29 protein-coding genes and 2 tRNA genes are annotated in these 25,621 nt (G+C 58.1%); 18 read left to right on the forward strand and 13 right to left on the reverse strand.

Features of this window, described 5'->3' with window-relative positions; translation table 11 throughout:
- The first annotated feature begins 23 nt into the window (after positions 1–23).
- Both NLF94_RS12910 and NLF94_RS12915 read left to right on the forward strand, forming a co-directional pair.
- Positions 24–860, forward strand: a complete 837-nt coding sequence (locus NLF94_RS12910) for a ParA family protein (RefSeq protein ID WP_254838037.1) — start codon at positions 24–26, stop codon at positions 858–860.
- The gene (locus NLF94_RS12915; protein WP_254838038.1) at positions 857–1,300 is read left to right on the forward strand and encodes a DUF7970 domain-containing protein; all 444 of its coding nucleotides are present in this window, start codon (positions 857–859) and stop codon (positions 1,298–1,300) included. The genes NLF94_RS12910 and NLF94_RS12915 overlap by 4 nt, the downstream gene beginning before the upstream one ends.
- Before the next feature lie 449 nt (positions 1,301–1,749).
- Here the strand turns inward: NLF94_RS12915 and NLF94_RS12920 are convergent, their stop codons facing one another.
- From NLF94_RS12920 to NLF94_RS12930, 3 genes are all read right to left on the reverse strand, one after another.
- Positions 1,750–2,991, reverse strand: coding sequence for a hypothetical protein (locus NLF94_RS12920; protein WP_254838039.1), 1,242 nt, complete (start codon positions 2,989–2,991; stop codon positions 1,750–1,752).
- Between the two features lie 211 nt (positions 2,992–3,202).
- Positions 3,203–3,754, reverse strand: coding sequence for a helix-turn-helix domain-containing protein (locus NLF94_RS12925; RefSeq protein WP_254838040.1), 552 nt, complete (start codon positions 3,752–3,754; stop codon positions 3,203–3,205).
- Between the two features lie 58 nt (positions 3,755–3,812).
- Positions 3,813–4,451: an IS6 family transposase gene (locus NLF94_RS12930; protein ID WP_254839689.1), complete on the reverse strand. Its 639-nt coding sequence runs from the start codon at positions 4,449–4,451 to the stop codon at positions 3,813–3,815.
- A 259-nt stretch (positions 4,452–4,710) separates the two neighbouring features.
- On the opposite strand from NLF94_RS12930, the gene NLF94_RS12935 reads away from it, so the two are divergent.
- The 8 genes from NLF94_RS12935 to NLF94_RS12970 all read left to right on the forward strand — a co-directional run bounded on the left by NLF94_RS12935 (position 4,711) and on the right by NLF94_RS12970 (position 9,745).
- A tRNA-Arg gene (locus NLF94_RS12935) sits at positions 4,711–4,785 on the forward strand.
- 68 nt (positions 4,786–4,853) lie between these two features.
- Positions 4,854–6,383 carry a TROVE domain-containing protein gene (locus NLF94_RS12940; protein ID WP_254838041.1) on the forward strand — a complete coding sequence of 510 codons (1,530 nt, stop codon included), beginning with the start codon at positions 4,854–4,856 and terminating at the stop codon, positions 6,381–6,383.
- 27 nt (positions 6,384–6,410) lie between these two features.
- Positions 6,411–6,483 (forward strand) — tRNA-Gly (locus NLF94_RS12945).
- Positions 6,484–6,543: 60 nt separating this feature from the next.
- Positions 6,544–6,837, forward strand: coding sequence for a hypothetical protein (locus NLF94_RS12950; protein ID WP_254838042.1), 294 nt, complete (start codon positions 6,544–6,546; stop codon positions 6,835–6,837).
- A 58-nt stretch (positions 6,838–6,895) separates the two neighbouring features.
- The gene (locus tag NLF94_RS12955) at positions 6,896–7,498 is read left to right on the forward strand and encodes a hypothetical protein (RefSeq protein WP_254838043.1); all 603 of its coding nucleotides are present in this window, start codon (positions 6,896–6,898) and stop codon (positions 7,496–7,498) included.
- Positions 7,476–7,739 carry a DUF8150 family protein gene (locus tag NLF94_RS12960; RefSeq protein WP_254838044.1) on the forward strand — a complete coding sequence of 88 codons (264 nt, stop codon included), beginning with the start codon at positions 7,476–7,478 and terminating at the stop codon, positions 7,737–7,739. Before NLF94_RS12955 ends, NLF94_RS12960 begins: the two co-directional genes overlap by 23 nt.
- Positions 7,740–8,123: 384 nt before the next feature.
- A complete protein-coding gene (locus tag NLF94_RS12965; RefSeq protein WP_254838045.1) occupies positions 8,124–8,264 on the forward strand; it encodes a hypothetical protein in 141 nt (46 codons plus the stop codon).
- A gap of 446 nt (positions 8,265–8,710) precedes the next feature.
- A complete protein-coding gene (locus NLF94_RS12970; protein ID WP_254838046.1) occupies positions 8,711–9,745 on the forward strand; it encodes a sensor histidine kinase in 1,035 nt (344 codons plus the stop codon).
- A gap of 262 nt (positions 9,746–10,007) precedes the next feature.
- Here NLF94_RS12970 and NLF94_RS12975 read toward each other — a convergent pair whose 3' ends face one another.
- Positions 10,008–10,712 carry a tyrosine-type recombinase/integrase gene (locus NLF94_RS12975; protein ID WP_254838047.1) on the reverse strand — a complete coding sequence of 235 codons (705 nt, stop codon included), beginning with the start codon at positions 10,710–10,712 and terminating at the stop codon, positions 10,008–10,010.
- A gap of 185 nt (positions 10,713–10,897) precedes the next feature.
- Between NLF94_RS12975 and NLF94_RS12980 the strand changes: the two genes are divergently transcribed.
- Positions 10,898–11,965 carry a CNNM domain-containing protein gene (locus NLF94_RS12980; RefSeq protein ID WP_254841427.1) on the forward strand — a complete coding sequence of 356 codons (1,068 nt, stop codon included), beginning with the start codon at positions 10,898–10,900 and terminating at the stop codon, positions 11,963–11,965.
- A gap of 194 nt (positions 11,966–12,159) precedes the next feature.
- Positions 12,160–12,837 carry a tyrosine-type recombinase/integrase gene (locus tag NLF94_RS12985; protein ID WP_254838048.1) on the forward strand — a complete coding sequence of 226 codons (678 nt, stop codon included), beginning with the start codon at positions 12,160–12,162 and terminating at the stop codon, positions 12,835–12,837.
- 930 nt (positions 12,838–13,767) lie between these two features.
- Here the strand turns inward: NLF94_RS12985 and NLF94_RS12990 are convergent.
- Positions 13,768–14,493, reverse strand: a complete 726-nt coding sequence (locus NLF94_RS12990) for a cupin domain-containing protein (protein WP_254838049.1) — start codon at positions 14,491–14,493, stop codon at positions 13,768–13,770.
- A 561-nt stretch (positions 14,494–15,054) separates the two neighbouring features.
- On the opposite strand from NLF94_RS12990, the gene NLF94_RS12995 reads away from it, so the two are divergent.
- From NLF94_RS12995 to NLF94_RS13005, 3 genes are all read left to right on the forward strand, one after another.
- Positions 15,055–15,543 (forward strand): type II toxin-antitoxin system death-on-curing family toxin, encoded by a 489-nt coding sequence (locus tag NLF94_RS12995; RefSeq protein WP_254838050.1) that lies wholly within the window; start codon positions 15,055–15,057, stop codon positions 15,541–15,543.
- Between the two features lie 25 nt (positions 15,544–15,568).
- Complete coding sequence (locus NLF94_RS13000) at positions 15,569–15,709, forward strand: hypothetical protein (RefSeq protein ID WP_254838051.1); 141 nt, start codon at positions 15,569–15,571, stop codon at positions 15,707–15,709.
- A 377-nt stretch (positions 15,710–16,086) separates the two neighbouring features.
- A complete protein-coding gene (locus tag NLF94_RS13005; protein ID WP_254838052.1) occupies positions 16,087–17,127 on the forward strand; it encodes a tyrosine-type recombinase/integrase in 1,041 nt (346 codons plus the stop codon).
- A 36-nt stretch (positions 17,128–17,163) separates the two neighbouring features.
- Here the strand turns inward: NLF94_RS13005 and NLF94_RS13010 are convergent, their stop codons facing one another.
- Positions 17,164–17,400 carry a DUF8139 family protein gene (locus NLF94_RS13010; RefSeq protein WP_254838053.1) on the reverse strand — a complete coding sequence of 79 codons (237 nt, stop codon included), beginning with the start codon at positions 17,398–17,400 and terminating at the stop codon, positions 17,164–17,166.
- A gap of 68 nt (positions 17,401–17,468) precedes the next feature.
- Here NLF94_RS13010 and NLF94_RS13015 point away from each other — a divergent pair, with 68 nt between their 5' ends.
- On the forward strand, positions 17,469–19,133 hold the full coding sequence (locus NLF94_RS13015; RefSeq protein ID WP_254838054.1) for an Eco57I restriction-modification methylase domain-containing protein: 1,665 nt from the start codon (positions 17,469–17,471) through the stop codon (positions 19,131–19,133).
- Here NLF94_RS13015 and NLF94_RS13020 read toward each other — a convergent pair.
- From NLF94_RS13020 to NLF94_RS13050, 7 genes are all read right to left on the reverse strand, one after another.
- Positions 19,130–20,104: a BsuBI/PstI family type II restriction endonuclease gene (locus NLF94_RS13020; RefSeq protein ID WP_254838055.1), complete on the reverse strand. Its 975-nt coding sequence runs from the start codon at positions 20,102–20,104 to the stop codon at positions 19,130–19,132. The genes NLF94_RS13015 and NLF94_RS13020 overlap by 4 nt on opposite strands.
- Before the next feature lie 90 nt (positions 20,105–20,194).
- A complete protein-coding gene (locus NLF94_RS13025; RefSeq protein ID WP_254838056.1) occupies positions 20,195–20,452 on the reverse strand; it encodes a hypothetical protein in 258 nt (85 codons plus the stop codon).
- Positions 20,449–20,748: a hypothetical protein gene (locus NLF94_RS13030; RefSeq protein ID WP_254838057.1), complete on the reverse strand. Its 300-nt coding sequence runs from the start codon at positions 20,746–20,748 to the stop codon at positions 20,449–20,451. The genes NLF94_RS13025 and NLF94_RS13030 overlap by 4 nt, the downstream gene beginning before the upstream one ends.
- Complete coding sequence (locus tag NLF94_RS13035; RefSeq protein WP_254838058.1) at positions 20,745–21,068, reverse strand: hypothetical protein; 324 nt, start codon at positions 21,066–21,068, stop codon at positions 20,745–20,747. Before NLF94_RS13035 ends, NLF94_RS13030 begins: the two co-directional genes overlap by 4 nt.
- Before the next feature lie 66 nt (positions 21,069–21,134).
- Positions 21,135–21,521, reverse strand: coding sequence for a hypothetical protein (locus NLF94_RS13040; RefSeq protein WP_254838059.1), 387 nt, complete (start codon positions 21,519–21,521; stop codon positions 21,135–21,137).
- 88 nt (positions 21,522–21,609) lie between these two features.
- Positions 21,610–22,077: a hypothetical protein gene (locus NLF94_RS13045; protein ID WP_254838060.1), complete on the reverse strand. Its 468-nt coding sequence runs from the start codon at positions 22,075–22,077 to the stop codon at positions 21,610–21,612.
- Positions 22,074–24,221: a DNA primase family protein gene (locus NLF94_RS13050; protein ID WP_254838061.1), complete on the reverse strand. Its 2,148-nt coding sequence runs from the start codon at positions 24,219–24,221 to the stop codon at positions 22,074–22,076. Before NLF94_RS13050 ends, NLF94_RS13045 begins: the two co-directional genes overlap by 4 nt.
- Positions 24,222–24,622: 401 nt before the next feature.
- On the opposite strand from NLF94_RS13050, the gene NLF94_RS13055 reads away from it, so the two are divergent.
- Positions 24,623–24,775, forward strand: coding sequence for a hypothetical protein (locus NLF94_RS13055; RefSeq protein WP_254838062.1), 153 nt, complete (start codon positions 24,623–24,625; stop codon positions 24,773–24,775).
- The gene (locus NLF94_RS13060; RefSeq protein ID WP_254838063.1) at positions 24,768–25,460 is read left to right on the forward strand and encodes a helix-turn-helix domain-containing protein; all 693 of its coding nucleotides are present in this window, start codon (positions 24,768–24,770) and stop codon (positions 25,458–25,460) included. The genes NLF94_RS13055 and NLF94_RS13060 overlap by 8 nt, the downstream gene beginning before the upstream one ends.
- Positions 25,461–25,621: the final 161 nt, after the last annotated feature.

The following is a 25,621-nucleotide window of genomic DNA, read 5'->3' on the forward strand; positions in this document are numbered from 1 at the left end:
GTAAGCATAACTTATCAGTATACATGCTCACGTACACAACATACTCTGAGGCTGGGGGCGTCGGGAAAAGCACCCTCGCCGCGAATCTCGCTGACGCGCACGCCCAGCAAGGACGCGACGTACTGGTCATTGACTTAGACCCTCAACAGGGCTCCCTGACGTACTTACTGGGGATCACTGTCCCTCGTGACGATGGAGAAGCTGACAACATCGCTCGCCATCTTATCAACCGACCGAAAGGCAGTTTCACAGATCTCGTTCACGAGACGCCGTATGATTTCGACATCATTCCTTCGCATAATATGCTTGAAAGACTGCCGAGCCTCCTAACGCAGGCCGAAGAGATGGCCGAAGATTTGGGAGAATCATTCAACACGAACGACCGCCTCCGACAAGTTCTGGCAGATGCGAATGTTCCCGACAAATACGATACGATCATCATTGACCCGCCAGCGACAGCTGGCCCCCACCTGTATAATGCCGTGTCAGCGACGCGCTCGCTCGTCTTACCCGTCGAACCAACCGGAAAGGGAATCCAGTCAGTCGAAGGAATTCAGGATATGGTCGTGAATCTTGAAACCGCGTTGGAGGCCGATATCGGTGTACTGGCCATCGTTCCAAACGGCGTCGGACAGACAACAAACCAGGAGCAGTATCTTGAACAAATTCGAGAGCTCGGCTACAATGCTCCAGTCGTGTTCGGGGATCGGTCAGCGCTGTTCGAAGGCTGCTGGGACCAACGGTGTACGGCGTTCTACTACGTCGGCTACCACCGCACTCGACGACGAGACTACGAAGTCGAAACATTGGACAAAATACGTGATCTTGCGGCCCATATCCAGGAGGTAGGAGATCAATGACGGACAGTATGAAATCAGGGGCAGGAAGCGACCCATTTGCTGACGACTCCGACAACAAAGAAGAGTCCCCGGAGACTAGTGACAGAACTACTCAAGAGACGACAACACAGGACAACTCGGAGTCCGAATCGGAGGCAGACGGTCACTCATCAGCAGATCGTTCAGGGAACTCCGGGTCATCAGACCACACTGATGAAGGGGATATACCATATATTCTCGGACGGAACACAGTCAAAACTGACCGGAAAATGGTTCAATATTTTTTGCGTGACGAAACGATGAATCTTGAATCCGATGTCCAACATGCTGTCGAACAGGAACTCGGGACTGATGTCTACCTAACCGACATCCGTGAAGCCCTCATTCGTGTCGGTGCAAACCACGTCGATGAACTGGCTGACGAACTTCGAGGATGGGGCTATCGCTACCGAGAAGACTAAGATCGAGACGTTCTACGGCTCCACTCTAGTCTATCAGTTTTGAAGAGACCATCTCAATAATCAATTAGGGTGCCGTATTGCGATTTTGAAGCAGCCATTGCGATTTTCAATTGATAACATATTATTCTCGAATATTCGTATGAAATTTTGGTATTCTGGCCGGTCAAAATCATGGCACTCCTCTCCCTGAACTTCACATATGTCGTTGCAACATTCAATTAGCCCATACCTCGCCGTTGTCTGGTGGTTTCAAACAGCCAATATCACAAACCAATGTATCTGTATCTTGTCATAGGAAACAGACGCTGTTCCTGTTCCCAAGCGAAAAACAACTCCGGAAGCTGGTGAACCCCTCGTAAACGGCTAAATTAGCGCTTCGATATAGACCAGTATAATTAGTGTATGGTGCCCCATTTAGGGATGAGAGGAGAATACTGCGGAAGGTTGTCCTACCAGTCAAGCGATACTATTTGATCTCGGTGGAACTCCGGGCCGTCTGGCCCGAAAATTCTCTCTTTGAGTTTCCACGTCGTCGTCCAGTCAGCCACTGCCCAATCGTAACTATCGCTCTGGTATGCGCCTATGATTTGCTTCCGGCCGTTTTTCACACTATACACCGATTCGAACGCTCCGTTTGGAAGTTCTCCGAGCCCCTCCCTGTGCCAGTGGTTGAAAACCATATAGGCGGTCTCCCGGGAATCAAAGACCGCGATCGGTTCGATTCCACGTTTGTTCAGCGACTCCATTTTCCGGTACGTCTTCCGATACAGCTTCCAGTTGTGATGTTCTGTGAGAATTTCGTACGCGTGAGCCTGATGATCACTATCTATTCCATAGACATCGAGGGTGTAGTTGTCGAAGTTATAATACGAACGGAGATCCCAACCGGGGAGCTTGTCAAAGAGTGTTACCAGCCCGACCGTAATTCTGTGAACGAGCCCTTCATACGGATCTCCTGTGAGGGTGGAGAACTCACTACGGTTATTAATCAACAAGCGACCCTTCTCGTTCAGATCATACCACGCTTGCTTTCGAAACACACTCGTCGATTTCAAGAACCCACTCGCAGTCTCAAACCAGTCAGCATCACCGAACGCGACAATAACATCTCGATCGAGATTCGTATTGTAGTAGAGGCGATTGAGAGATTCTTCGTCCAAGTCGGACGCGATCTGTCTGATGGTTGGGCACTGGTCCGCAAGGAGATGCACTCCGCAGACGACTTCGCCATTCCACAGATCGGCGATTCGTTTCAGTAACGTTATTCGGTCTGTATCAAGCCGAACTGTCGATTCGGTTTTTCCTCTCACTTGCTCCTCAGCAAACTGTTCCCATTTCTCGGATCGGACTTCACTTGGACAAGGCGGGTTCAAGGGATTGTATCCGAACCGCCTCCTGAACTGCTTTTGTGAATACCACTTGAGAGTCGGTCGCTCACCCGCTTCTGTCATCAACACATACTCTGTTCCAGACTCCGCGTCCGTGATATCGAAGCCAATCGATCCCTCGTCATACTGCTCATCATCTCTCGGGATCCACTGATAGTCGCTCACATTCTCGTCAGGCCATGCAGGGAACACTTCGAATGTACAGCGACCGCGGGGATCTGGCAATCCAGGCCTTCCATAGAGCTGCGCCTTGTACGGCCAGCTGTCTTCGGTTATTCGTGATTCAAACGGACTCAGTTGCATTATTCTCTACTAACCACCCTAGCGGGAAAACGCTTAGCGAGAATTGGCAATACAAGCCTTCAGAACCGTATTGACAGCACTTTCCGCGGACTCACAGCACGACCAAATCGGGGAGATAGGGTTTGAATCCCTACCTCTCAGACATCAATCCAACAAAGTGACCGCCACACACTGCCCACCTTCGGTGTCCATCTGGAGATTCCGCGCGACATCACCAGTCTCTCACCGCGATCTGCAATGATTTCTTGGTAACGGAAGAGATGGTCTTCTTTCGCGCGCGAAATTGACCGTCAGTCTCGATTGACGAGGAACTGTTCGACGATACGAGCAGTTCCTCGTCGGATCGTTTCGCTGGAGTCGATTTATCGACATCGAGCACGTTAGCCAAGTCCGCCAGCGTACACTCCCGTGGCACCGCAAAGTAGCCGCGGCGTTGCGCGACAGTCAAGCACCCTCGCTGGCGGTCAGTCAGCACGGTCTCTTGTTCGTCAGTATGGATGAGTGTCAGGAGGTCGTACTGGCGTCCAGTCTCATCAAGCGCCTCACCGAAGGCTTCGAACTGTTCCTGCGTCGCAGTGATGTCGAATTCCATCTCGCCGTTCTCGACGATGATCGGAAACTCCGGCGGAAGCGATGACTCCCACAAAAACTCGTAGAGGCTTTTCTCGTCGGCTTCGTATTGCGCGATGGTTCGTCGATCACCGAGGAATAACTCGTCATACTCGTGAATGTCCGGGTGATCCCGGTTTGCGTTGGCAACCATGTCAGCATTCTCAGCTCGAACCTCTCCCAATTCGAGATCCCGACCATCCCTGGTCGCGTTAACTTTGGCGTGAGTTGTGCCGGACGGCGAGGGCTTGGAGCCATGATTCTGCTGTCGACGGCTCGACATGGGTGAAACTATTTGCAAACGAAGATGTTCGTCGTTCTATTTCCCAAAAGACACGTTCGATGGCATTCCGATTCCCGTGTGACATCATCTGGAATCGGTACCCGTCTTCGTCGAGGACGTTCACTAGATAATCGGCGTCATCGACAAGAAATTCGACGCCATCTAACCGATATTGCCGATGCAGCTCGGCCAGAAACCACCGCGTCGTCTGTTTCGTAGTAGCTGGAAACAGCCTAAACTGCAAGATTTCGTTCGTTTGGGGATCGACGGCCCCGTACAGCCAGTAGTCGTCGCCATTGATGCGGATCACTTTCTCGTCAACCGCAAGTTGATCCGCACTCACCGTTGACATCGGCTGTAGATCGGCCTTGTGCACCCAGTTGTGAATCGCGACGTGACTACGATTGACTCCCAATTCATCGAGAAATTGACTGGCATCTCTCGTTGACATACCGGCGAGATGACACCGGATGCCCACTTGAATCGCCCACTCGGGAGTCCGCCGCCGCTCCACAAACGACAAGTCAATCCACTCGATACATCCGTTGAGGCGGTCGAATTCTGCTATAAGCACTCAGAACTCGTCCGCCTCATCCTCTAACTTAACGCGACCACAAAGAGAGCACGAGGGTGCTCTCGACACCGGTCCCGCCCCGACAGTTTTTCGGTCGCCATCACTCATCTCGTGGCCGTCGAGTTGGAGTCATCCTTCGCCTCAGGAGCCGGAAGTTCGGGTTCGAATCCCGGCGGTGGAATCCCACTGTTCCACCGTAGTGTAACCAGGTAGCACGCTGTTCCGGCTCCAGCGGTTTCCCGGCCACGTCTTTGTCTCCGTAGCTCAGGCAGGACAGAGCACCGGCCTTCGAAGCCGAGTGTCGCACGTTCGAATCGTGCCGGAGACGTTCGCTGCTTGCACTCCGTGTGAGCAGCACCGGTATCGGAGTCGCCTGTTGCGGCTCCGAGTGAAAGCATGGAATTCAACAAGCCAAAGCAAACGGTCGCAGAGGCGACGCGAACCACCAACTACGAGGGTGGAGAAGCGTTCGAGCCTTCCGACCCTCGACTCGCACTGTACAAGCGCACTATCAACGAGCTGCTGGAGGGGTCGTTCTACGAAACCGATGACGAGCAACTCGCTGCTGTCGTCCGACGGTTCGACGCCGCGGCCGACGAGGATCCGGAGTTCGTCCTGAAGCTCGCCGCGTACGCGCGCCAGGAACTCTACCTGCGGGACATCCCACAGGTCCTGCTCGTACTGGCAGCCAACGACGACCGATTCAAGGACAACTCCCCCGAGTCGCTCATCCGCGAGTGGGCTCCGGATATCGTCCAGCGGATGGACGAGACGGCAACCAGCCTCGCTATCCACGACCAACTCTTCGGCGGGACTGCCCCGTGGCCGCTTCGACGCGGCATCGAAGACGCACTCGTCTCGATGGCCGACGCCTACACGCTGGGCAAGTACGAACTGTCGCGGCGTGAGGTGACGCTGCACGACGTGTTCAACCGCGTCCACCCCACGCCCATCGACACCGACCAAGAGGTGCTGTTCGAGCGATTCATGCGCGGCGATCTCGACGACTATCCGGACGTCGAACCGTTGCCGTCGCCCAACACCTGGGAGACAGTCATCTCCGAACGTGGCAACACCCGAGACGCGTGGGAGACGCTCATCGAGGGCGAGGAGTACTCGCTGCCGATCTTCGCGTCAATCCGGAACCTCCGGAACATGCTCGAAGCCGGCGTCGACGAGGATACCATCGTGGAACACCTTGACCTGGCAGCAGTCCGGTACGCGCCGCTGTACCCATTCCGGTACTACCAGGCGTACACCGCGCTCCAGAATGCGGACGTCCAAGCACCGGCGGTTGATCGGTGGCTGGAGGACGCAATTGACGTCGCTGTCGAGACGGTGCCCGACGGACTCGGAGATACATTCGTCGCCGTGGACCTCTCGGGATCGATGGACATGGCGCTGTCCAAGAACAGCACGCTCAGGCTGAAGGAGATCGGTGCGTTGTTCGGTGCGATCCTGGCCGACCAAGGTGCCGAGGTCGGCGGGTTCGGTGACGACTTCCAGACCGTTCCGATGCACGTCGACACGCCAGTACTGCAGCGCCAAGATGCGGTGCTGGCCATCGACGAGGACGTCGGGAACTCGACGAACGGCTGGAAGGCACTGGAGTATCTCCGCGACCGAGGCGAACCCGTGGAGCGAGTCGTCGTCTTCACCGACATGCAGATCTGGGACAGCACGCCATTCACGGCGCGCGATACCCAGACAGTCAAGGCAGCGTTCGACGCGTATCGGGACGAGGTCTCCACGGACACCTCCCTGTATCTCGTCGATCTTGCATCCTACGGCGACCTCGTAACCCCGGAAGGCTACGAGAACGTCTACAACATCTCCGGCTGGTCGGAGAACGTCCTCTCGTTCATCGAACACGCCGAAAACCCGAAGCAGGTCATCGATGAAATCGAGGCCTTCGAGCGTGCATAGCGCGATCTTCTCATCTCTCTTCGTCGAGCGCGAGTCGTGTAGTTCGGTATCACGCGGTCGTGCCACGACCGAGACGGGCGTTCGAATCGTCCCTCGCGCATTCGGAGCGCAGCTCGTGGATCAGACAGCCCGAGCGACGCTCTTCAACAGAGGTGACACTATGGCAATCACTAGTGACAACGACCCCGAACCGACGACGACTGCTGTCGTCACGATCCGGATCCCAAGTGGCACAGACAGCGATCTCGTCACCGACGCCGAAGATCGCCTCTTACGGGCCGAGGACATCGATACCGTCACGGTTGACGATCTGTACGGTATCGCTCCGAAGCTTTCGGCAACGGCCATCACCATCGGCATCACCATTCATTGGATCACGACAATGACTGATGCAGAGGTGAAGAGACGGCTTGCCGAGGTTCCTGGTCTTGAGTCAATTAAGCAGAGCGGATGAACTGACTCAGACACCGCTATTCCCGACGATTTATGCGGTCACCTGCTGAGGAACATCTATGGGCGGTATCGAGCTCCGGAATGGAACACTCGTCGTCGAACGCGAGCCGAATCAGCTCGACGAGCTGGCGATCCGATTCTCCGAGATTCTCGATCAGTTCGACATCAAGCACGTCTACATCGCGGGCTACGTCTCTATTCTCGCTGGGCGAGCGCGCTCTACCGAAGACGTTGACGTCCTCATCGAACGAATCGACGAGGAGGCTGCAGTCGAACTCGCAGAGACGCTTGACGAGAAAGGGTACTGGGGCCCGGCGATGCCGCTCACTTCGATGTACGAGATGCTCGATAACGGCGACAACATCTGGGTTGCCCCGGAAGACCAGATTACGCCGCATCTCGAAGTGAAGTTCGCGCGTGACGAGTTCGACCGCGCATCCCTCCAAAACGCGATCACAGCCAGGATTGGTGATGAGGCGATCTCGATTGGGCCGTTAGAACTCCAGATCGCATACAAGCTCCACCTTAACGCACAGAAGGACATCGAGGACGCGGTTCACCTCTACACGCTCTTCGAGGAAAGTCTTAGTGTGCCCCGTCTCGAAGAGTGGGTAACGCGACTCGACGTCGAAGACGAATATGAGCGACTCAAACACGCCTGAGCACCTCGATGCGAAGCACGAACGAAACCGTGAGCACCGCATCGAGGGCATCAAGCGCTGGGTCAAGTACATCAAATCAGAGCCACCAGAGACGTGGGGACCGCAGCAGAACGCGGTCGTCAACGACCAACTCGATGCGGCCCAAAGCGTACAGACCTCGGCGACACATCAGCAACACGTGAAGGATGTAGCGGCCGAAATCCTCGAAGCAAGCGACAAGTCCGACGTTGATTCGGAGTAGCGGATTACTCGCAGTATCGCCCGAAGAACGAGCTTTTAATTCGGAACTGAACGATCCCGGATAGACACTACTCACCGACCAGCCTACAGCACTACGAAGGCATTCGCGCGTGTACCCACGTATGTCCGTGAGTACGTACACGAGAACATACACTGGGATGGGGGTAGATTTTAGAAGGAATGTCACTTTGTCGACGGTATGTTTCGACGGTCGTTTCTTAGTGCTCTCCCGACAGTCTCGGCACTTCCAGTAATTCCCGACCGATTCGATCCAGCCCATCCGCCAACTCTCCCATCAGAGGGGAGCCTTATGTTTTGGTTTCATTTCTATTCCGCGATCGATCGAGACCGGCCGATGAGTACTGATCGGGCACGACGGATGACGGTGGATGAACTTGATCTCGATACGCTTGGTGACGACGAGGCTGTTCGATTGTTGGAGTTAGCAAATGACGGCGTGTATGGGAAACACGATATGCCTGAACAGTGGCAGGGAGTTTTCGACGAACTGAGACGCGATTTTTGACGCCAAAACCACTGCGCGCGCCGCCAGTTGTACAACAAACCACAGATTTATGTATCCAAACTGTCGATTAAATGTTGGCGAATCGCATGACACCGGCGACCCACATCACGCAGCGTGATGAAATCAGATCGGCCGAACAGGGGTTCCTTTATAAACGCCGTACCGCCGTCTGCCAAATGATGCCTGTCACGCAGAAGGATGGGCGCTGCAGGCTCTCGCCCGATTATCGAACGAATCGTCCTTTGAGGCGTGAGACGGCCAAATTTGGCCGTTTGAAATCGGCATATCTGACACATTCTGTATGTGTTCGTAGGACTCTGCTGAATACAGAGCGCGCATCGGTCACTTGGTTGGCGTCACTAACGTTTGGTAGTTTCTCAGAGCTGGCTCCCGATGGAAGCTTGATTCTGTGGGAGCAGGATTGCGTAGCACCGATTCTTCGAGTGGTGAAGGGTGAAGAAACGACCAGTAGAATTAATGCGTCGACAGCGAAAGTATTGGCTATGGATTATAATCATCGTTTCTCCAGGAATCAAGGTGTCCCCTGGCGCAGCGGGCGTGGCCGGTGGGCACCGCCCCCGCTTGAGCTGAACGCAGCCCGAATCACGCTGATCTACACGGTGCTTGGTATGGGCGCACTCATCGTCTCAGATTACCTCCTCGTCGGCCCGTTGTCTGACCCGATTTTGGCGCAGGTGCAGGCCCTCAAGGGCACCGTCGAAGTCTTACTCACTGGCGGACTGATTTTTGTCCTCACACGGACTCGTGAACGGCAAATGAATCAGGTGACCTCGACGATAGAACAGCAGCGCGACGAGCTGCAGCTGCTGCATCGGGTCGTGCGGCACAACCTCCGCAACGACATCAACGTCCTCTACGGGTGTTTGGATCTTTTCACCACGGACGGGACGCCGGCCGAGACAACAGACCCCCACCAGACCGCATACGATAAACTCGTAGAAATGGAAGCGAACCTGGAACGGCTTCGACAAATCCGACAGATCGCAGAATCGAGTCCCGACATCACGACGGTTACGATACCGGATGCGATTTACTCGGTCCTGGGGGCCCACCCCGATATCACCGAGGATGTTGCGGTATCAGTATCAAGCCCAGCGGAGATCGCCATCGAATGCAACCAGATGCTGCGGGAGGGCATCGATGAGGTACTCACCAACGCTATTCAGCACAACACCACCGACAATCCGGCCATCGACATCGACGTTGCCCCTGAGGATGGCCCTCCTGGGATGGTCTCCATCCACATCACGGATAACGGGCCGGGCTTGCCACAACAGGAAATCGAAGCAATCCGGGCCAGACGAGACGGGGAACTGTCCCAAGTGTCACACTCGAACGGCCTCGGACTCTGGTTCGTCGACTGGATGCTCACCCATTCGGGCGGCGACCTCCAAGTCAACATAAGTGATCCCGACGGAACACGCATTACGCTCTGTCTGCCCCGTGCTGAGAACGAATAAACAGCCATCGCCAGGCCGAGGGCCCGAACTCAGGGATTCGATGCGCCGCCGACGCTTAATAAACGCTCTCAGCCTTGTTTAGACGCTCCCGAGGACGTCAGTTAGTAGTTACGTCAGGTGAACAGAATCAGCCGGTGAGCGCCTCTCCGCTCACGTCTGGGGCTTCGAGAACAGACGGGAAGGACGATCTACACCGCGTCTAAACAAGGCCAACGCTCTCTATTCAGGAGTCGGTGATTTGCCAGAAGTCTGGATAGTCAGGTTATCGGTGGTGGACGCGTCGCAGGGCGTCGGCGGTGGCGGTGCCGGAGATACGGATGTACTTCTGGGCGGTGGCGAGGTCGCTCCAGCCCATCAACGCCTGTAGCGGGACGGGTGCAACGCCTTTGTAGGCGTGGTGGCTAGCTGCAGTCGCCCGCAGACAGTGCGGATCCACGCGGCCCGAGAGGCCGGCTCCCTCAGCGGCGGCCTGGACGCGGCGGTTGATGGTCGAACGTGACTTGGGGAATTCGTCGTAGCGGTCGGCGAACCGTTCAAGACAGAGTTCGATGCGCAACGAGGGGTCGAACGGCAGCGACCGGGCGGACGCAACCGTCTTTGGGTGCCAACGGGCCGCGACGGCGTCAGCCTCCGACAGCTCGTCGTTGTGGGCGGCTTCCTGGCTGGCCTGCCGCTTACAGTACCCACACTCGCAGGGTTCGTGCTTTGGAATCTGGAGGAGGTTGCGGTTCCAGTCGATCCAGTCGGTCTGAAGGTGGGCAATTTCGCCGGCACGCAGCCCGAGCCGGCCACCGAGCAGGCAGATGACTCGCGCCTCGAAATCCCTCGGTGCTGGCAGCTCGCCACAGGCTTCCAGGAGGAGTTCGAACTCCCGATCGTTCAACACATCCTCGTGGGAGTGGCGGGTGGTCAACGCCTTCCGGTGCCGATCGGCCCACCCATTGTTTGATGATTGCTGATGATCCATCCATTCTCGACCGACAGCCAATCATCAAGGAGATTCCCCTCACCACTTTAGCACAAAATAGGGAATCTGCTGAATAGAGGGCGCGCATCTCGTGGATTAGTTGTGCCTGTGTACCGTGCCTTTTGTGCCTCCATTATACCCTGATGTGAACACTATTTTCTGTCTACTGTCAGTACGGTCCGATGATGGAACCGCTCGAGGTCGGACTACGGATTTTCGGTGGAATCGTTCTTATCGGGGTGAACGCCTACTTTGTTGCAATCGAATTCGCCCTGACCCGTCTCAGGCAGTACCCCAAATCGGAGCTCAACACACCCGGACTCGAACTCGCATGGGAGATGACTAACGACCTGGAGTTTTACCTGACGACGTGTCAGGTCTGGATCTCCGGGACCAGTATTGCACTGGGGATTATCGCCGAACCCGGACTCGCAGCCCTGTTCGAACCGCTGTTCGAAAACACGACCCTGGCATCGATCGGGGCTGGTTCGCTCCTCGGATTTCTTCTCATCAACCTACTCCATCTCACCCACGGCGAACAGACACCGACGTACCTCGGCGTTGAACGCTCCAAACAGGTCGCCCAGTATGGAGCACGACCACTGTACTGGTTTGCGAAAATACTCGCTCCGGCCATCTGGGTCGGTGACTCGGTTGCAAAGGCAACACTCGGCCTGTTCGGCATCGAGATGACCCAATCATGGACAGAAACCGGTGAGGAAGTCATCAAAACCCGTGCAGACCTCCGGAACCAGCTTGGATCGGTACTCAAAGAGGGCGAGGTGGCTGAGGACCGCCGTGAGGAAGTGATGAACGCCTTGACCATCGGCGAACAATCGGTGGAAGAGGTCATGATTCCGCCCGAGGATATCGTGGCACTGTCTACTGAAGACGATCTCGAATCGAACTTCGGGAAACTCGAAGAGCACCCACATACGCGGTATCCGCTGATTGGTGAGAACCTGACCGACTTCCGTGGAGTCGTCTACAGTCCGGCGCTGTTCAACCACCGTGAAGAACTGTTCGCCGGTGACCGCGAGTTCACTGAACTGGCAGCACCGCCGATGACGCTCTCACCCGATACCGACGTGAGTGATGCGATCGATCAGTTCCAGACGGAAGGGCAGGAACTCGCGCTCGTCATCGAGGAGGGCGATGTGGTCGGGCAGGTGACTGTCACCGACCTGCTGGAGACCATTATTGGTGAGGTCGAAGACCCACTTGATCAAGACGACCCCGACATACTCGATTAGCGAACACAGACATGTTCAGGTAGCGGTTTCACTGTACCATCAGGCCAACACTTCGAGGTAATTGAATAGGGGCTTCTGAGGTCGTATGACTCCCGATGTAGCCGCCAGCCTCTTGCCTCTAATTCAGCGGGCACTCTGTTGACTTGTCACTGATATGCCGACTTTGAAATCGGGGAACAGCGTTCTTATGATGGATGACGGACAACTATCAGCAGTCGAATGAATGGGCTCAGCAGCATCGACAATCCCTGACGACGCGGCACACTCACGAGGATGTCCTCACGGACCGGGAGTTCGAACTCCTCTTGGAAGCGTGTAGTTCACTGCCGGAACCGCGAGACTTGCAGGCACGATTCGTGTGTCTAGCTGGTGGCCGACTCGGGCTCCGGGCTGGCGAGATCGCACACTTCCGGGCAGACTGGCTCGATTGGGATCGGATGCTGCTTCGCACTTCACAACACGAACCCCGTGAGTGCGGCTATTGTCGTCGGCAAGCAGCACAAGAGACGACTCACAACGAGCAACTCACACATGAAGAAGCGATAGAAACTCGCTGGCACCCGAAGACGGTTGCTTCCGCCCGGTCGATACCGATTGATCTGTCGCTCCGGTTGGAGTTGTGTTTGGAGCGGTTCACTGACCAGTACGACTCGTTCCCTCGGTCCCGTACTACTGTCAATAGAAGAGTGACAACTGCCGCCGAGGCAGCGGACATTGATTGCCGGGTCTATCCGCATTGTCTCCGTGCGACTGCTGCCAGCTACCACGCCTACCAAGGGGTTGCGCCGGTTCTACTCCAAGCGGTCATGGGGTGGAGCGACTTGGCCACAGCGCAGAAGTACATCCGCATCTCCCGAACGAGCCACGGCTGACGCTCTTCGGCAAGTCCATCACCGATGAAACCGGTCTAACATCCATCAACTCTCATCGTCCGTGCTGAATTGAATGCGCGTTACTCACACCAATGGAATCGTGGTTTGCAGGTATCCTAATCTGTCGATACAGAGACTGAATGTATTGTGATGCGGTCGATTTGAGCCTGCTAACGACAGTTGCGATAGGTTTCAGTCAGTAAGTTCCCCCGACAAGAACGTATCGGCCTGTCGTTCCAAATATGCACGTTGTATCGCCGATCGCTTTGCCAAGATTTGCCCCTTCGGAGAGACGGTTGGACGCCATCTGATGTTTCCAGCTCGCCGGAGTCATCCGAGTTCGAACACGATTTCGAAGCGGCTACTCGACCACAACAGGATCGCCACACGCGGGACAGACCGCCCCGGAAGGTCCACTGTCAAGTTCAGACTTCTTCCCTGTCCATCCACACGTCGGGCACTGGATTAGCTCGGGTGCAGACACGGGATACAAGGAGCACTCGTTGCCAGGGCAAAAAGCGTGGTGTCAGCCTGAGTCGGAAGGTACGGTGGAAAGGGTGGCTCACTCTCCTACCCGCTTCCGTGCCTGAACCTTCGCGGTGATCGTAGCGGACGGATCGACGGAACCGCTTTGCGCCGCAGAGTAGACGCGGGTACGATATCGGTCGACGTAAGCCCTGATACGTTCAGCCGTGAACGTCCGGCTGAGACGTATCAAAAGTTACGTCGACCGGTATAATCGGGAAGTTCAGTCGGTAAGGAACGACATAAGACACTATCGGTGCTGAACTCATGCTCTATATCCAGCACGAGGTTCCTGACAGCCTCGGGGTAGGTTTCACGGGCCGTGCTGCATAGAGGGCGCGAATCGGTTACTGACGGTCGGTGTGTAAGGAGACGCAGAGCGCAGAGCAAGGGAAACGGGTGTTGTTATTGCGCAGGGAGCTGTTCGACACGCTCTGTCCAGAACGAGTCCTCAGCGTATGCCGGATAGTGGGCCCGGTAGCCTGCGACTCGCCCCACCGGGGCAACCAAGGCAGCCAGGAGCCGCTGGATTGCGGGTCGTGGCGAGGTGAATATCGTATCGTCGCCCATCTCGTCGGCCATCACCATCGCCTGCAGGAACGAGGGTCGCCCCGAGTCCGGGAGTTTCCCATCGTGGGCCAGCCCGAACAACAACTGGACAACCTCGGTGAGCTGTCCGGCGGGGCGCGTCTCGACGATACAGGTTGCGTAGGAGTCGGACTCGTTCCGGAATGTGTGTGGCGTCCCGGCCTCGACGGTCACCGACTCGCCGGGGCTCAGTGTCCGTGGTTCGCCCTCGACTTCGAAGACGAACTCGCCCTCAACAACCTCGAACGACTCGGCGTAGTCCGGGTGATAGTGCTCAGCTGGCCCGGCGGCTCCCGGTGGCGTGATTGCGAGTGCTCGCAGGTATGCACCGTCCACGTCTTCGGCTTCCACGAGCGCCGCGCCGTATTCCCCGAGCATCGGATTCGAGATGAGCGGACTCGTCGCCTTGGCTAACAACTCCACCGTCGGACTGTCCACAGGGAACGTTAGTCCGTCGTCGGTCGGTTCTCCACCGACGAGCGTACGCCCGAATGTCACCGTCTCCGAAGAGGATACAGTTGTTGCTTGAGTAGCAGAAGTCATCAATGTACTAACGACCTATGAGATAATAAATATATGCTATATTACTATTAAAAGACCGTACGGCTTCGACTCCGGTCACCGGAATAGCGGTTCAGGAACGATTCTATCGGACAATGCTGGATTTACTCGGAGAACGTAACGATGCTCTCGTGCTGAACTTATACTCTGTATCTGGCACGGTTCTACTGACAGACCGTAGGTAGTTTCCGACCCGGGGACCCCTACCGGAGCAGCGGCCGCTGCATCAATCGGCGATTGATTTTCTCCTTCTCAACCTATCTGGCTGTACGCGAATCCCTTGATGAACACCATCTCATTCGACCATCGAACGAAAGCAACGGCCTTGCGTTCGTGCAGCGGTTCGTCCCGCCGCCGTACTACGGTTTCAACCCCGAAAATCGGCTATGGGCGCTGCAGGCTTCAGTTCGACTATCGAACGGCTTTGTCCTTTCAGGCGTGAGGCGGCCGAAACCGAGGGAATGAGAACGGATTATCTCGACCTCGTTCATCAGTCTGATCCACAGCAAAGTCTACACTCCTCCGGCATCGACGTGGGACTGAATGGCTGACTCGTTGTGGTATCCATCTGTCGAGAATGTGGTTGCTATCCACGACGATATCGTTTCGGAGTATTCTGATACGCCGTCTGGTGTCCAGAATCGAGGCGACATCGAATTCGCGCTGAACTACATCGAGGAGGGCAGCTTTGGTTCGGCACCGGAGACGATCCACGAGAAGGCGTATCACCTCCTCCGGCTCCTCGTCGCCAATCATCCCTTCGTCGATGCGAACAAGCGCACCGCGCTCAACACGGTGGTCGTCTTCTACTTCCTCAACGGGTATCGGTTCGACTACGACGACGAAATCAGGACGATCTTGAAAGGGTTCGGTACCGACGAAGCGGCCGTCGATGCGGAAGAAACCGTCGAGTATCTCCGATCCCACACCGAAGATCTGAATCTGGCACGCGAAATCGACGAGTGGCGGGATGAGTTCGTCCAGTACGGGATAGACCAGTTGACCGGCGGTTCGGCGGACCCGAACGATTAACCGCATTGGAGGCGTGCATTCGGATATGGCTACCGAGGAAGGGACGGAAACGACCCCTCAGCTCGACGAAGTGATGGAAGACATCCGTCGGGAACTGGTTCGGCGGGTCGCGGCACAGGACCGGGAGGCGAACCGGGACGTCTACGACGCCCTCGAAGACGAATAAATCACCAGCGGTTCGATGGGTGATTGATTTTCTCCGTTGCAACCAGCTCGGATATACGCGAATCCCAGGACCGGACCCCCTCGATTAGATTCATTCGACTATCGAACGAAAGCACCCGCCCACCCTATTCGATCGACAATTGCTACGCTGTCGGTCGATTATTAGGTCACAAAGTATGGGCGCTGCAGGATTTGAACCCGCTCCCCTCATCCGTGAAAATAACCTGCGGGCGTGCGGCCCACGGGGCCGTTCCGGCAGTCGTTTTCACGGGTTCGGAAGAGACCGCCTCGGTAACACGGAACCACGGCGGGCCTCCGACACCGAGTCTCACCGGCGGTGGCAGACCCCACGTGATCGCGCGGACAGGGATTCCAACTATGTCCGCAAACGACGAACTCGAACAAGTCGAACCGCAAGAAGCACTCGACCTCTACATCGCTGACAAGGAACGGGACGGTGCAGCCTCCGCGACGATCCGGAGCCACCGATCCCGACTCGGCCACTTCGTGACGTGGTTCAACGAGGAGACCGACTACGACTCACTCGCCGAACTCTCGGGGCTGGACGTCCGGAAGTTCAAACTCTGGCGCTTCGACGACGACAACTCCATCCACACGGTCGCGACCCACCTCGACACGCTCCGCGTCTTCCTCCGGTTCTGCGCCGGGATCGACGCCCTTGACCCCGAGATCCCGCCGAAGGTCAAGTCGCCGAACCGTCCGAACGGCCAGCGGAGCAACGAGATCACCTCCGACCGCGCCGAGGCGATGCTCGACTACCTTGACCGCTACCACTACGCGTCGGTCGAACACGCGCTCGTCCATCTCCTGTGGCACGCGATGATCCGCGTCGGCGCCGCCCGCTCGCTGGACGTCGACGATCTCGACCTCGAAGAGGGGTACGCGGAGTTCAGCCACGACCCCTCCGAGGACACGCCGTTGAAGAACGACGAGGGGTCGGAACGCACGATCCACCTGCGGCCCCAGACCTGTCAGATCCTCGCGGACTACATCGAACAGAACCGCGTCGACGCGACCGACGAACACGGTCGCGAGCCGTTGTTCACCGTCGAGGGATGCGAGGGCCGTCCGCACGTGAACACGCTCAGGAACCGCGTCTACGCCATCACGAGGCCGTGCGCACACGGTCAGGGCTGTCCGCACGACCGCGACCCCGCCGACTGCGAGGCGGCGCAGACGATGAACGACGCATCGAAGTGCCCGTCGTCGGAGTCCAGCCACGCCATCCGCCGCGGCAGCATCTCGTGGGCCTTGCGGAATGAGACGCCGAAGCCGGTCGTGAGCGACCGCGCAGACGTGTCACCGGAGATCATCGACCGCAACTACTCCACGCTCACAGACCGCGAACAAGCCGACGTGCGCAGCTCACAACTCCCCGACGACCTCACTGACGAGTAGCCACCCGGGCACGGATCCACGCCCCCGCGCGGCGCCCTACTCCTCGTCGATCGGTGGCCGCAAGTCCCGCCACCGGACGTCCTCAGTGTCGCCGCCATCTACCAGCCGGACGCGGTACAGCCGCGAGTCACGCGGGTCGCCAGTCTCGTCACCGGCGTCGTCGGCAATCACCCTGACCACCTCGGCGTGCTGGCCGTGCAAGCGGTCGTGGTCAGGGTCGCTCGTGTCCGGAATGTCGATTCGGACGCGGTCGCCGGTATCGTACTCGCTCATACTGGCCTACTCATAAACGACGAGGGGAATGGAGCTTATATATGATTGGTCGGGCAATAACACCGTAGATGGCCTCTGACCAGAAACGCCACGGACAAACCTATACCCCTGAGCCGATCTCGAGGGCACTCTCACGTTGGGCGATCCAATCCGCCGATGACTCGGTGTTGGAGCCCTCGGTCGGTGAGGGTCGGTTCGTCTTCGATGCCTACCACAGACTCGAGGAACTGGGGGCCGAGAGCAAGGAGACTCGGAACCAGATCCACGGGCTCGATATTGACGCTGATGCCGTCGACACGCTTCAGCAGCGGGCACGCGAAGAGTTCGGGGGCGAATTCCCCAACGTCTCGGCTGGCAACCTGTTTGACTCGGACTTCCCCGAGGTGGACGCACTCATCGGCAATCCACCATACGTCATCCGCCACCGCTTCGAGGACGCCGAGGAGATCATCGAACGGTTCTCAGAGTACGATTTCTCCGATCAGAGCGACCTCTACGTCTACTTCCTGCTTCAGGCGACCCAATTCCTCAAACCCGGCGGTCGGATGGCGATGATCGTCTCCAACTCGTGGATGAAGCGGAAGTACGGTGAGGAGTTCAAGGAGTTCCTCCTCAACGAATTCCACATTCACGCCCTCATCGGCTTCCAAGAGCGGGTGTTTGACGATCTCGCCAACAGCGTCTGCATCATCGCTGAGAAACGGCCAAACACGATCCGGATGCCGGCGAAGAACGACGTTCGGTTCATCCAAGCGGAGAGCGAGGACATCTTCAACGGCGGCGAGAAGTCGCTTGACGAACTCGCGGACGCCGCAATCCAGTCCGCACGTGTCCCACAGCGTGCCCTCGACGCCGGCGACTACTGGGACATCTGGCTCCGTGCGCCCCTCGTCTTCGAGTCCATCAAGAACAGCGACGACTTCACCGCACTCAGCGACTTCGCAACGCCTTCAATCGGCGTCCAGACCCTTCACAAGGACTTCTACATCCTGTCTGACTCCGAACCAGAAGTCGACGAGATTGAGGACGAATTCCTCCGCCCCATCGCATACTCGTCGCGCGACCACCAAGACCCCACCATCCGACCTTCGGACTGCAAGTACCACGTCTTCTGGTGTTCGCAGCCGAAAGACGAGTTGGAAGGAACGCGTGCCCTTGAGTACATCGAGGCCGCAGAAAATCGCACGATTGAGAAGCGGTACAGCGACGAGACGTACGACGGTCTCCACAACAAGACTCGGATTCGGAAGGCCAACCGCGAGCCGTGGTATGACCTCACTGACGAGGCGGAACGTCGCCTTCCCTCCCAGATCCTGCTCCCCCGCCGGGTCTACGAGAACTACACCGCCGTATGGAACCCGGATGCGGTCGTGCCCAACGAGAACTTCCTCGCTACCACCGTCGAACGCGATGAAGACGTCAAGCCACTCCTCGCGTACCTGAACTCGCAGCTCGGCGAGCTGAACCTCCGACTCGCCGGACAGGTGTACGGTGGTGGCGTGTGTGACCTCAACGTCTCCTCATCAAAGACCATCCAGACGCTCGACCTCGATGCGCTGACCGATGCGGAACGCGACCGCCTGACCACGGCGTTCGACGAGTTCGCGGAAACAGCCGACCGTGGCGTCCTCGATGAGGCGGTGTACACGATCCTCGGGTACACTGATGAGGAGCGACAGGAGATTCAGGATGCCCTCGAACTCGCCATCGAGGAGTCCGTGAACAAGGACTAGGGTTCGATCTCGTACTCGTACAATACGCCCGCTTCCCTCGGCTGTCCCTCGTCCAGCCGGATGTTGCCGTGCGAGCGCAGGTCGCGGGGATGGTCAGACAGCCAGACGTGCGAGTCTGCCCCGACATCCATCAGGTGTTGGCGGTAGCGGCCAACGTCGGGGAACATAGTCACGAACACGGCAGAGAAGTCCTCAATCGGCTCCTCTGGCTGACTAAGGTCTTCCAGCAGAGTCTCGATGCGTTGGTCGGTGAACGGGCCGAGACTCGTCACCGCTTCCAAGAGAATCAACGTCCGCTCTTCCTCGTCAAACGCGATCGCGTCCGGGTACACGGACAACTGGAACCGCACACCGTCGAACTCGATGGGCAGCAACTTGGCCTCCACCGCCTCCCGCTCGTCCTTGGTCAGCCCTTCGTGGACGAGTACAGGTGACTCGGCGAGATCCGGGACGAGTTCACGGAGCCCGTCGCCGATCAACTCCGTGTGTTCGCCGGCGGCTCGAGGCAGTACCTCGTCGTGGTACGGGAGTTCGACCGTCCGCTCTTCCCCTTCTACCGGGTCAGGTTCGCTGATGACCTCCTCGAGATTCGCGTTGTCGAGGTACTCCCGGAACTCCTGTGCTACCCAGTAGTGCGTCTTCGGGCTGTTCGGGGCGGGTTCCTCGTATCCAAGTACCCCCGCCTTGTCACGAAGTGGCTTCAGGGCGTCCTTCCTTACCGGCTCGCGGGAGTTCTCCGCGGTGTAGTTCGGGAGGAAGTCGACGAGGTTCGTGGTCTGGATGGCGTAGTCGGGAAGATCGTCGTATCGGAGTTCGATGGATTCGTAGTATTCACGGGATGTGACCGCCTGCAACACGGTCAGCATCGTGTTGTTGATGTCGCTTTCCTGTAACCCGAACTCCTTCAACGCCCGCTTGAGCTGCTCCCGCGTAAGGTCGTAGTCGAACCCGACCTCAGACTCATCTGACATACCACCATCTGTCACTGCCGGATCCGTATGTGTTCCGATTGGGAGAATAGGGCGGGACAGCGTGGCGGTGAACGCCGACACTAGCCACTGTCACTCCTCGAACTCGAGTCCCACAACCTCCCGCGTCAGCTCCCGGTGACTGGTCACAATCTCCGCTCCCCGCGGCCGCCCCTCAGAGTCAACCCCCACCCGCATCCGGGTGGCGATCGACGACGCGAGATCGATGCGGATCTGGTGGTCGTCGAGGGCGGTCACCTCACCGACGTACTCCTCACTCTCCCCATCCGCGTCGGAACACGTCACCACCACCCTATCGCCGCGCGCCAAGTCGCTGCGCGTCAGTGTCATCCTGTCAACTCCCAGTCCACGATCTCGCCGAGCGGTTCTGGCCCCTCGTCCTCGTCGATGTCCAGCCCCACGAGGACGGGCGCTTCGCCGCCATCCGCAGCATCCCAGTAGTCGATTCGGGCTTCTGGCCAACCGCGGAGGCGGCGGTCGAGGTCGACGAAAATCTCGCGTTCGACAACCCCAGTCACCGTGCGCGTCTCGCCGTCGCGGAACACGGTCGTCGGGTCGATGCCAGCGATGTGGAGCCAGATCCCGTCCCCATCATCGATCGCGTCGTACAGTTCGTGTTCGGTCACGCCTCGGCCACCTCTCCAACCACCTTGATGCGCTCCACCGTCCCCATCTCCTCGGTGTACCCGTTGACCGTCTCCCCGACCGCGTTGGGGCGCCCTTCCCCCACCCACTGGACTCCAACGAGGTCGATCAGGAAGTGTTCCTCCGCCGGCGCTGCCGACGAGGCGCCCGCGTCCGCGAGCTGCACGTCAATCTCGTACTCGTCCTCGGAACCGACGCCGGGATGCAGTCCGACGACTTCGCCACGATGCACGCCGTAGTCGCCACCGAATTCAATTTCCACGACATCTCCAACTTCGTACTCATCGGCTACCTCATCCATAATCGCCGGATAGCGGTCGACTCACAAAAATCCGGTCAAATCGCAGAAGGGAACTAGTCGTCGCGGTCAGTCCTCGGCCTCCTCCGGCCGCTCGACCGCGTTCAACCGCGCCACGTTGTACGACGTCGACGTCCGTTCAATCGGATGACCGTTGGCATCCGGATCACCGACGTGCAACTCCACACGATCCCACTCGCCCTCCTCCGTACTCGTCTCCAGCCAGCAGTACCCGGTCGCCCACGACCCCGGTGGATCCGGGGCGTAGCAGTCGACGACTAGCCGCCCCTCGTCCCAAACATCCGGCCCATCTTCGTGTTCGAGAAGTTCGGGTTCGGAGTCCGCCACCACCTCGTCTTGTGCGACCGTCACCGTGTGACCGCCGGTGTACGTCACCTTGATTCCCGATTCCTCTGCATTAGCGACAATCTCGAGTTCCGGCTTCCGCGACACCATAATCGGTTGACGGCAGGCGGTCGCCCCAGTAAAAAGTCACCAATCAAATCGGGGCGCGAGACTCGCCTGAAACGAGACGGGAGAACGGTTACCCGTCGCGTCGGGCGCCGATCTCTTGGACGCGTTCGCGCAGTTTCTCCGCGCGCTCCGTGTCGTCGATGCGCCCGGCCAACCGGAGTCCGTCCCGCATCATCTCCGACGCGTCCTCGTTGCTCACGTCCTCGAAGCGGCTGAGCATCATCCGCGCGTCGATGAACCACTCGCGTGCAACACCCTCGACGCCAATGTCGGCCCACGCACGAACGGTGTTCGGCACGGAGTCCGCAGCAGCCGTTTCTACGGGATAGTTGTGTTCGACGACCCGTTCGACCTTCTCCTCGCTGACCTCTCGCTCGTCGGCTGTGAACCGGCTCTCCGTGACGCGCAGCTGGTAGTACGCTCCATCACGCGCGTACATCCAGACCGTCAGACCACGGCCAGAGTAGCGCGCCAAGTCGCCGGCATCCAACCGGCCCCGAACGTACTCCGCGTAGCTGTCGTACTCGGTGTCGTTCATTGGTCATCACCTCCCGTCTGGGAAAGCGTCTCGCCCAGACCCTCCGACCGTACTTCCGTGACTAGTTCGGCCACCCGGTCGGAGGCCTCGTCAGGGAGTTGGAGCGTCTCGCGGATCTCCTCGGGTGACTCGTCCGTCTCGGTCGCCATCGCCCGCACGCTCCGCCGCTTGTTCTCGGTGAGCGTGTGGCTCGTGCCGTCCTCGTCATCATCGTCGTCGTTGAAGTCGTCCCCAAGTTCGGCGTTCCCGCCGTCGTCATCGTCACCGTCCCCGTCGCCGTCCTCGTCAAGGAGCTCTTCGGCTTCGTCGGTGAGCTGGATGCCCTTGTAGACGTAGTTCCGCTTGTCGGGGCCGATGGGACGCTGCTCGACGTGTTCGATGTCGTAGTCCCGTAGGTTCGTCAGCTTGCTGCCGAACTGGGCGTCGTCGATGATGGGCAGACCCTCTTCCCGGGCGTACTCCTTGTACGCCTCGCGAACGCGGTCGGTCAGCACGGCGTAGTCCTCGATGTCCTCGACTTCCTCCACGTCGACGTTTTCCAGCATCTCCTCGGCAAAGCGGAACACGGGCTCGGCGGCCTTCTTCATCCGCTTGCGCACTTCGTGCGCATCTCCCACGTCCGCGAAGAAGTCGCGACCGTCGTAGTACGCCTGATACTCCTCGACGCAGCGGGCGAGCAGGCCACGGAGTTCCTCGTCGGCGGTGATGCGATCCATCAGGACGCGCATCGGCTCTGCTTCCTTGTTGCCGTCCTCGCCGAACCGGTGGGGGAAGTTGATGTAACACCACCGCTGCCAGACCGCCATATCGTTGTCCGGGAAGTCCGGAACACCGTTGCTGGCGAAGATCAGGCTGGCACTGTTCTCGAATCGAACGGGTTGCTCGAACTTGATGTCCGCCGTCAGCGTGTCGCCGCCGGTGAGCTGCTTGAACGTGGAGAGGTCGTCCGCCTCCTGCTCGCTCATATCCCCGCTGAGGTTGGCGAGGCTGCCGTGCAGGTCGGCGGGCGCCCACTTGTCCTCGTTCAGCTCCTGTAGGCTCCGGCCGCTGATGTTGCGTTCGCCGAGGAACTCCTCCAGCAGATTGAGGAAGGACGACTTGCCGTTGTTCCCGTCACCGACGAGCATCACGGCCTTCTCGTCGATGTACTCCTTGGCGAGCGTGTGCGCGACGGCGCGGTAGAGCGTCGGAACGTCGTCCTCGTCCACGATGTCGTGGAAGAAGTCGTCGATCTCCGCACACTCCGCATCCGGGTCGTAGTCAACGTCGATGCGCGTCCGGTGGTACTCGTCCGCAGTGTAGCCGTCGAGTTCGCCCTTACGGAGGTCGAGGACGCCGTTCCCGACGACGATCCGGTGGGGTTCCGGCCGCGCATCGCGCATATCCCACGAATCGACCTTGTTCCGCCGCTTCAGCTTGCTCTCCAGCTCGTTGACGAAGTTGTTGTCGGCGTACTTGCCGAGGAGGGACTCGGCCTGCAGCCGAATCTGGTTGCTACCGCGCGGACGATAGATGCCCTTCTCGTTGTCGTAGACGTACAGCGTGTTCTGCCAGCCGCGTACGTCCGTCTCCGGGTACAGGTAGTCCCAAACCTCGTCGAAGATGTTGGCCGTCCGCTGGAGGGCCTCGCGTTTGTCGATAGGGTCGATCTCAACACCGTCGTCCTCGGGATAGATGCCGAACTCGCGAGGATGCCACTCTTTCAGCACTTCCTCCCTGATCTTCCCCTGCGGGTCGACCGAGGAGATGTCCTCTTCCTCGACGAGACTCACGGCGTCGCGGGCGGTGTCAGCGGCGTCGGAAGGCGTCTCCCACTCCCGTTCAGGAGTGATGTACTCCGCCGTCTTCTCGACGCGCTTCTGGTACTCGTAGTCGCCGCTGGCGTACCCGACCGGCAGCCGCTTCAGCGCCGTGTCGACGTTCTCCCACTCGTACTCAAGCCACGGGGTCAGCATCGCGGCGAGTACGGCGTCGTGCTTCCAGCCGTCTTCCTCGCCGTCTCGGCGAGCGTACTTGCTCACCACGTCGAACTCGCGGTCGAGTTCGCTGACCACGTTGTTGATGTCTTCCTCGGTTTCGATGCTGTAGTCCTTCTCGCGAACGTCGAACTCGTCGTCTGTCAGGATGGGGTTGTTGGCTCCCATTTTGCATCCGTATCTATACTCCCGGTGACACATAAGGATATATAACACTTCAATCGGGGGTCACTTCACCCACTTAAGATTGTATAACGGATGAAACACTTCGTACACTTCACCGGGTGGTAGGTTCCACTACTTCAATTCTTGGAACACTTCAACGGGTGGTGGGGAAGAATTGAAATAGTCAAAGAACAGATGAAACACTTCAATCGGTGGTTCCCACGCTCAGGGACAACACCATTAAGTATCAGAAAAACTTACATCCTCACGCAGGGGCTGGTTGGCTCCCACCCCACGCCTTCTGACGTGAGTTCGACCGGACAGTGACTTCTCCCCCGGCACTCGGCAGACCACTACTGTCGGGAAAGTTATATAAAATTATAGAAACTATTACCAGTTGCTAGATGGGAGACGACACCACAACCGTCTCACTCAAAGAAAACACGCGTGACCGAGTTCGCCGCTACAAGGTAGCGGTTGGAGCGGACACGTACGATGAGGCACTCAACCAACTCCTCGACAACTCTGACTGGACTGACTACTATGACGATGAGTAACTACACCTTCGAGTCCGAGACGCCCCACCAAGACGGAGAGATTCTGGAACGACTCTACCACTCCGAAGGGCTCTCCCTGAGAGAGATCGGCGACGTCCTCGGTGTCAGTGAGGCCACCATCCGACGATGGATGGATCGTCACGACATCGAACGGGGAGATCAACTGAACCACGTCGGATACGATCAACCGTGGCACGATGAAGAGAAGATGCGAGAGAAGTACGTTGAAGAGGGGCTGTCGACGAACGATCTCGCCTCACTGTGGGGTTGTTGCCGCAAGACGATCTACAAGTGGATGAGACGCCACGGCATCGAACCGAGGGGATTCGCGCCGTGGGAAGAGGTCAGTGACGAGAACCACCCTGCACGGAAAGAAGATATTGGTGACTACAGATACTACGGCCCCAACTGGAACGAACAGAGGAGGAAAGCACTCCAGAGAGACACGCCGAACAACGGTTCTGAACCGGTCTGTCAACGGTGCGGGATGTGTATGAGTGAACACGAGGAACAGCACGGTGTTGGTCTTCACGTCCACCACATCGTCCCCCTACGAGAGTTCGAGGATGGCGACGGTGACGTTGACTACGAGAAGGCCAACCGACTGGAGAATCTCATCACCGTCTGCATGGACTGTCATGTGACGTGGGAGAACTGCCAACCACTACGGATTCAGATCGCGTAGCCACGCCCTTCTCTTCTCGGCGAGCATCAGTTCCAACTCGCCGTTTGTCGCCAACCTTGAGACAGAACCACCCGACGGCAACCCAAGCAAACGTATTATTAGGGGAGAAACACCCCTTGCCTGCGACACCCCGTCTGAGCCGCGTCAAAACCACGGGAGGG

Source organism: Natronomonas marina (assembly GCF_024298905.1).
Classification (GTDB): Archaea; Halobacteriota; Halobacteria; order Halobacteriales; family Haloarculaceae; genus Natronomonas; species Natronomonas marina.

Excerpts from the sequence above, each read along its gene's own strand:
- NLF94_RS12910 (WP_254838037.1), top strand. The coding sequence starts at position 24 with ATGCTCACGTACACAACATACTCTGAGGCTGGGGGCGTCGGGAAAAGC.
- NLF94_RS12915 (WP_254838038.1), top strand. The coding sequence starts at position 857 with ATGACGGACAGTATGAAATCAGGGGCAGGAAGCGACCCATTTGCTGAC.
- NLF94_RS12920 (WP_254838039.1), bottom strand. The coding sequence starts at position 2,991 with ATGCAACTGAGTCCGTTTGAATCACGAATAACCGAAGACAGCTGGCCG.
- NLF94_RS12925 (WP_254838040.1), bottom strand. The coding sequence starts at position 3,754 with ATGGTTGCCAACGCAAACCGGGATCACCCGGACATTCACGAGTATGAC.
- NLF94_RS12940 (WP_254838041.1), top strand. The coding sequence starts at position 4,854 with ATGGAATTCAACAAGCCAAAGCAAACGGTCGCAGAGGCGACGCGAACC.
- NLF94_RS12950 (WP_254838042.1), top strand. The coding sequence starts at position 6,544 with ATGGCAATCACTAGTGACAACGACCCCGAACCGACGACGACTGCTGTC.
- NLF94_RS12955 (WP_254838043.1), top strand. The coding sequence starts at position 6,896 with ATGGGCGGTATCGAGCTCCGGAATGGAACACTCGTCGTCGAACGCGAG.
- NLF94_RS12960 (WP_254838044.1), top strand. The coding sequence starts at position 7,476 with ATGAGCGACTCAAACACGCCTGAGCACCTCGATGCGAAGCACGAACGA.
- NLF94_RS12975 (WP_254838047.1), bottom strand. The coding sequence starts at position 10,712 with ATGGATCATCAGCAATCATCAAACAATGGGTGGGCCGATCGGCACCGG.
- NLF94_RS12980 (WP_254841427.1), top strand. The coding sequence starts at position 10,898 with ATGGAACCGCTCGAGGTCGGACTACGGATTTTCGGTGGAATCGTTCTT.
- NLF94_RS12985 (WP_254838048.1), top strand. The coding sequence starts at position 12,160 with ATGACGGACAACTATCAGCAGTCGAATGAATGGGCTCAGCAGCATCGA.
- NLF94_RS12990 (WP_254838049.1), bottom strand. The coding sequence starts at position 14,493 with ATGACTTCTGCTACTCAAGCAACAACTGTATCCTCTTCGGAGACGGTG.
- NLF94_RS12995 (WP_254838050.1), top strand. The coding sequence starts at position 15,055 with ATGGCTGACTCGTTGTGGTATCCATCTGTCGAGAATGTGGTTGCTATC.
- NLF94_RS13000 (WP_254838051.1), top strand. The coding sequence starts at position 15,569 with ATGGCTACCGAGGAAGGGACGGAAACGACCCCTCAGCTCGACGAAGTG.
- NLF94_RS13005 (WP_254838052.1), top strand. The coding sequence starts at position 16,087 with ATGTCCGCAAACGACGAACTCGAACAAGTCGAACCGCAAGAAGCACTC.
- NLF94_RS13010 (WP_254838053.1), bottom strand. The coding sequence starts at position 17,400 with ATGAGCGAGTACGATACCGGCGACCGCGTCCGAATCGACATTCCGGAC.
- NLF94_RS13015 (WP_254838054.1), top strand. The coding sequence starts at position 17,469 with ATGGCCTCTGACCAGAAACGCCACGGACAAACCTATACCCCTGAGCCG.
- NLF94_RS13020 (WP_254838055.1), bottom strand. The coding sequence starts at position 20,104 with ATGTCAGATGAGTCTGAGGTCGGGTTCGACTACGACCTTACGCGGGAG.
- NLF94_RS13025 (WP_254838056.1), bottom strand. The coding sequence starts at position 20,452 with ATGACACTGACGCGCAGCGACTTGGCGCGCGGCGATAGGGTGGTGGTG.
- NLF94_RS13035 (WP_254838058.1), bottom strand. The coding sequence starts at position 21,068 with ATGGATGAGGTAGCCGATGAGTACGAAGTTGGAGATGTCGTGGAAATT.
- NLF94_RS13040 (WP_254838059.1), bottom strand. The coding sequence starts at position 21,521 with ATGGTGTCGCGGAAGCCGGAACTCGAGATTGTCGCTAATGCAGAGGAA.
- NLF94_RS13045 (WP_254838060.1), bottom strand. The coding sequence starts at position 22,077 with ATGAACGACACCGAGTACGACAGCTACGCGGAGTACGTTCGGGGCCGG.
- NLF94_RS13050 (WP_254838061.1), bottom strand. The coding sequence starts at position 24,221 with ATGGGAGCCAACAACCCCATCCTGACAGACGACGAGTTCGACGTTCGC.
- NLF94_RS13055 (WP_254838062.1), top strand. The coding sequence starts at position 24,623 with ATGGGAGACGACACCACAACCGTCTCACTCAAAGAAAACACGCGTGAC.
- NLF94_RS13060 (WP_254838063.1), top strand. The coding sequence starts at position 24,768 with ATGAGTAACTACACCTTCGAGTCCGAGACGCCCCACCAAGACGGAGAG.